At 50.8% G+C, this 5,000-nt stretch carries 3 tRNA genes and 2 rRNA genes (1 of these 5 running past the window's edge); all 5 read right to left on the reverse strand.

The annotated features are described in order from the left end of the window. Positions 1–70 precede the first annotated feature (70 nt). A 23S ribosomal RNA gene (locus tag ACVBEJ_RS14395) occupies positions 71–3,595 on the reverse strand. A 382-nt stretch (positions 3,596–3,977) separates the two neighbouring features. Further along, positions 3,978–4,053 (reverse strand) — tRNA-Ala (locus tag ACVBEJ_RS14400). 214 nt (positions 4,054–4,267) lie between these two features. Next, a tRNA-Ile gene (locus ACVBEJ_RS14405) sits at positions 4,268–4,344 on the reverse strand. Positions 4,345–4,476: 132 nt separating this feature from the next. Beyond that, positions 4,477–4,568 (reverse strand) — tRNA-OTHER (locus ACVBEJ_RS14410). A 107-nt stretch (positions 4,569–4,675) separates the two neighbouring features. Then, positions 4,676–5,000, reverse strand: a 16S ribosomal RNA gene (locus tag ACVBEJ_RS14415); it runs 1,209 nt beyond the window's last position. Together the 16S and 23S rRNA genes with 3 tRNA genes alongside form the textbook arrangement of a ribosomal RNA operon.

Consider the following 5,000-nt stretch of genomic DNA (forward strand, 5'->3'; position numbering starts at 1 on the left):
CTGTCGACTGTCTTGTGACATCTGTCGACCGAATGTCCGTCACGTCTGCGCAATCAGCAGCCTCAGTTATATGGTCAAGCCTCACGGGCAATTAGTACGGGTTAGCTCAACGCCTCACAACGCTTCCACACCCCGCCTATCAACGTCATAGTCTTTAACGGCCCTTCAGGGGACTTACAGCCCCAGGGAGATCTCATCTTGGAAGAGGCTTCCCGCTTAGATGCTTTCAGCGGTTATCCTGTCCGAACATAGCTACCGGGCAATGCTTCTGGCGAAACAACCCGAACACCAGAGGTTCGTCCACTCCGGTCCTCTCGTACTAGGAGCAGCTTTCCTCAAATCTCCAACGCCCACGGCAGATAGGGACCGAACTGTCTCACGACGTTCTGAACCCAGCTCGCGTACCACTTTAAATGGCGAACAGCCATACCCTTGGGACCGGCTTCAGCCCCAGGATGTGATGAGCCGACATCGAGGTGCCAAACACCGCCGTCGATGTGAACTCTTGGGCGGTATCAGCCTGTTATCCCCGGAGTACCTTTTATCCGTTGAGCGATGGCCCTTCCATACAGAACCACCGGATCACTAAGACCTACTTTCGTACCTGCTCGACGAGTCTGTCTCGCAGTCAAGCACACTTCTACCTTTGCGCTCATAGTATGATTTCCGACCATACCGAGTGTACCTTCGTGCTCCTCCGTTACTCTTTGGGAGGAGACCGCCCCAGTCAAACTACCCACCATACACTGTCCCCGATCCGGATAACGGAACTGGGTTAGAACCTCAAACATACCAGGGTGGTATTTCAAGGACGGCTCCACGCAATCTAGCGATCACGCTTCAATGCCTCCCACCTATCCTACACAAATAGGCTCAAAGTTCAGTGCAAAGCTGTAGTAAAGGTTCACGGGGTCTTTCCGTCTAGCCGCGGGTACACTGCATCTTAACAGCGATTTCAATTTCACTGAGTCTCGGGTGGAGACAGCGTGGCCATCATTACGCCATTCGTGCAGGTCGGAACTTACCCGACAAGGAATTTCGCTACCTTAGGACCGTTATAGTTACGGCCGCCGTTTACCGGGGCTTCGATCAAGAGCTTCGCGCAAGCGCTAACCCCATCAATTAACCTTCCGGCACCGGGCAGGCGTCACACCGTATACGTCCACTTGCGTGTTTGCACAGTGCTGTGTTTTTGATAAACAGTTGCAGCCACCTGGTCACTTCGGCCAGCCTCAGCTTAGGGAGCAAGTCCCATCACCAAAACCGGCGTACCTTCTCCCGAAGTTACGGTACCATTTTGCCTAGTTCCTTCACCCGAGTTCTCTCAAGCGCCTGAGTATTCTCTACCTGACCACCAGTGTTGGTTTGGGGTACGGTTCCTTATGAGCTGAAGCTTAGAGGGTTTTCTTGGAAGCATGGCATCAACAACTTCGTCCAAAAGAGGACTCGTCATCACATCTCAGTGTCATGTGTTCCCGGATTTGCCTAAGAACACCACCTACACGCTTAAACGCGGACAACCAACGCCGCGCTTGCCTAGCCTACTCCGTCACCCCATCGCACTCATAAGAAGTACGGGAATATTAGCCCGTTTCCCATCGACTACGCGTTTCCGCCTCGCCTTAGGGGCCGACTAACCCTGTCTCGATTAACGTTGGACAGGAAACCTTGGTCTTCCGGCGTGGCGGTTTTTCACCGCCATTAACGTTACTCATGTCAGCATTCGCACTTCTGATACCTCCAGCATGCCTCACAGCACACCTTCAACGGCTTACAGAACGCTCCTCTACCGTTCAGAGGACAGACTACAGAAGTCAGATGACAGAATGGCTCGGCACTATTGCCAACTTTTATGCAAACCCGACAGCATCTTGGTTATTTCAAGATACTCGGCTCGCCATGCTTGCCATTGCTGTTCACTGATATATTCCAAATCAAAACAATATCGAATCCATACTCTAATTTCTTCGCTGCTACCAAGGGCAATCAAGATAAATCGCTTGAATTCAGCCTTGGAAACGTGCTGCTTTGCATAACCTTCTGCCAAATTAGCACAGATGGATTTGCTCGCACGTCGCAATTGCGAAGTAAGGTCGTACTGCTCGTCTTTGGGAAAGGTTTTGCTGACTCGATGAACTTCCAACGAGATTTTATAGGCCCGTTTAAACACCTCTAAATTCTCAAATCCAAGTTTCATTTCTGTCGTCTAACCTCTGTAGACTGTCCTCTGAACCCGTAGCTTCGGTTTACAGTTTGAGCCCCGATACATCTTCCGCGCAGGCCGACTCGACTAGTGAGCTATTACGCTTTCTTTAAAGGATGGCTGCTTCTAAGCCAACCTCCTAGCTGTCTGAGCCTTCCCACATCGTTTCCCACTTAACTGTAATTTGGGACCTTAGCTGACGGTCTGGGTTGTTTCCCTTTCCACGACGGACGTTAGCACCCGCCGTGTGTCTCCCGCGATTGCACTCCTCGGTATTCGGAGTTTGCATCGGTTTGGTAACCCGGGATGGGCCCCTAGCCGAAACAGTGCTCTACCCCCGAGGGTGAGACGCGAGGCGCTACCTAAATAGCTTTCGAGGAGAACCAGCTATCTCCCGGTTTGATTAGCCTTTCACTCCGATCCACAGCTCATCCCACCATTTTGCAACATAGTTGGGTTCGGGCCTCCAGTTGATGTTACTCAACCTTCACCCTGGCCATGGATAGATCACCGGGTTTCGGGTCTACTCCCAGCAACTACACGCCCTATTAAGACTCGGTTTCCCTACGGCTCCCCTATACGGTTAACCTCGCTACTGAAAGTAAGTCGCTGACCCATTATACAAAAGGTACGCGGTCACTCCGTCACTCAAAAGCTCTGCTTTTTCGTGACTCCGTTCAGAGGACAGAGAACAGTCAACAGAAGACAGATAAAATCCGCTTCTTTCACATTCTCAGCCTCACTTCACACACTGCAAAAAACACTCAAACTCTGACAGTGGCACAGATCATTCTGTCCTCTGTCTTCTGTCGACTGTCTTCTGCAGTGGGACGCAGTCACACAAGCGCAAAGCGCTTGAGTGACGAAGCTCCCACTGCTTGTACGCATACGGTTTCAGGTTCTATTTCACTCCCCTCACAGGGGTTCTTTTCGCCTTTCCCTCACGGTACTGGTTCACTATCGGTCAGTCAGGAGTATTTAGCCTTGGAGGATGGTCCCCCCATCTTCAGACAACATATCACGTGTGCCGTCCTACTTAATGCGTCGATGATCATTTTCGTGTACGGGGCTATCACCCTCTATCGCCGGACTTTCCAGACCGTTCCACTAATTCACATCGCTCGGCTAATCCCCGTTCGCTCGCCGCTACTGAGGGAATCTCAATTGATTTCTTTTCCTCCGGGTACTTAGATGTTTCAGTTCCCCGGGTTCGCCTCATACACCTATGGATTCAGTGCATGATACCCGGCTTACACCGGGTGGGTTTCCCCATTCGGACATCTCGGGATATAACGTTCGTTTGCCAACTCCCCCGAGCTTTTCGCAGGCTCCTACGTCCTTCATCGCCTCTGACTGCCAAGGCATCCACCGTATGCGCTTAGTCGCTTGACCATATAACTCAAGCCACTGTATTGCTTATAACGTTATTTTTTAGATCCGCTCGCTCTGCACCTTGCCGAAACAAGGTACCCAACCAGCCGTTCTAAAAAAACCGGACAATTCATGTAAAAAATACACGCCTTGAACTCTTTGATAAACAAGTCGGTCATCACAATCGACTTGCATCTATCAGACTTTACTTAAGAATCTACCTTGTTAAAGAACCGTGGCGTAAAAACCACTTATAAATAATCATTTCTCATAATCATTTATAAGTAGCAGCTACATTGAAGAAAGTTTTTCGATCAGTGAGCCATTTTGTGCAGATCAAGGCGGATTATCGCGACGCATAGTTCACTATGCGAGTGATGATCCAACGCCGAGCTGCGCAAAATGGTGGAGCTAAGCGGGATCGAACCGCTGACCTCCTGCGTGCAAGGCAGGCGCTCTCCCAGCTGAGCTATAGCCCCTTTTAAACTTGATCTTTTTCCGCCTGGCCGCGTTGCAATCGTCGCTCAGTCAGTCACATAGTGAACTATGCTCTTTCCTTCGCTCCTCTTGCGCCTTGCCAGCCGAAAAAATCTCGGCGTTTAAACCTGAGTAATTTTCGTCAGTTGGTGTTGTGTGAAAGCGTAGCGTGTTAACAACACGTGAGCTTTTGCACAGCGCCGACTGGCGGAAATTTGGTAGGCCTGGGCAGACTTGAACTGCCGACCTCACCCTTATCAGGGGTGCGCTCTAACCAGCTGAGCTACAGGCCTGTAGTGTCTTACTCTGATTAGAAACGGCCTGGGCAGACTTGAACTGCAAAAACCCTGACCTCACCCTACTCTTTATCAAGAACACGGGGTGCGCTCTAACCAGCTGAGCTACAACCTCATACCTCGAAGAGTTGGCAGGCCTGGGCAGACTTGAACTGCCGACCTCACCCACTTTCCTTAAGGTAAAGAGTGGGGCGCGCTCTAACCAGCTGAGCTACAAACATAAAAAAACTTCAAGCTCTCACTTGAAGCCTAAAGCCTATAGCTTTCTTTCTTCAACCACTCGATCAGGCAATGAGTGTGGACACTTACCAAAGCTCAACGCTTCGATTAAGGAGGTGATCCAGCCGCAGGTTCCCCTACGGCTACCTTGTTACGACTTCACCCCAGTCATGAACCACAAAGTGGTGACCGCCCTCCCGAAGGTTAAGCTAGCCACTTCTTTTGCAATCCACTCCCATGGTGTGACGGGCGGTGTGTACAAGGCCCGGGAACGTATTCACCGCGACATTCTGATTCGCGATTACTAGCGATTCCGACTTCATGGAGTCGAGTTGCAGACTCCAATCCGGACTACGAGATATTTTCTGGGATTCGCTTCACATCGCTGCTTCGCAACCCTCTGTATACCCCATTGTAGCACGTGTGTAGCCCAG

The sequence above is a fragment of the Porticoccus sp. GXU_MW_L64 genome (genome assembly GCF_052983295.1).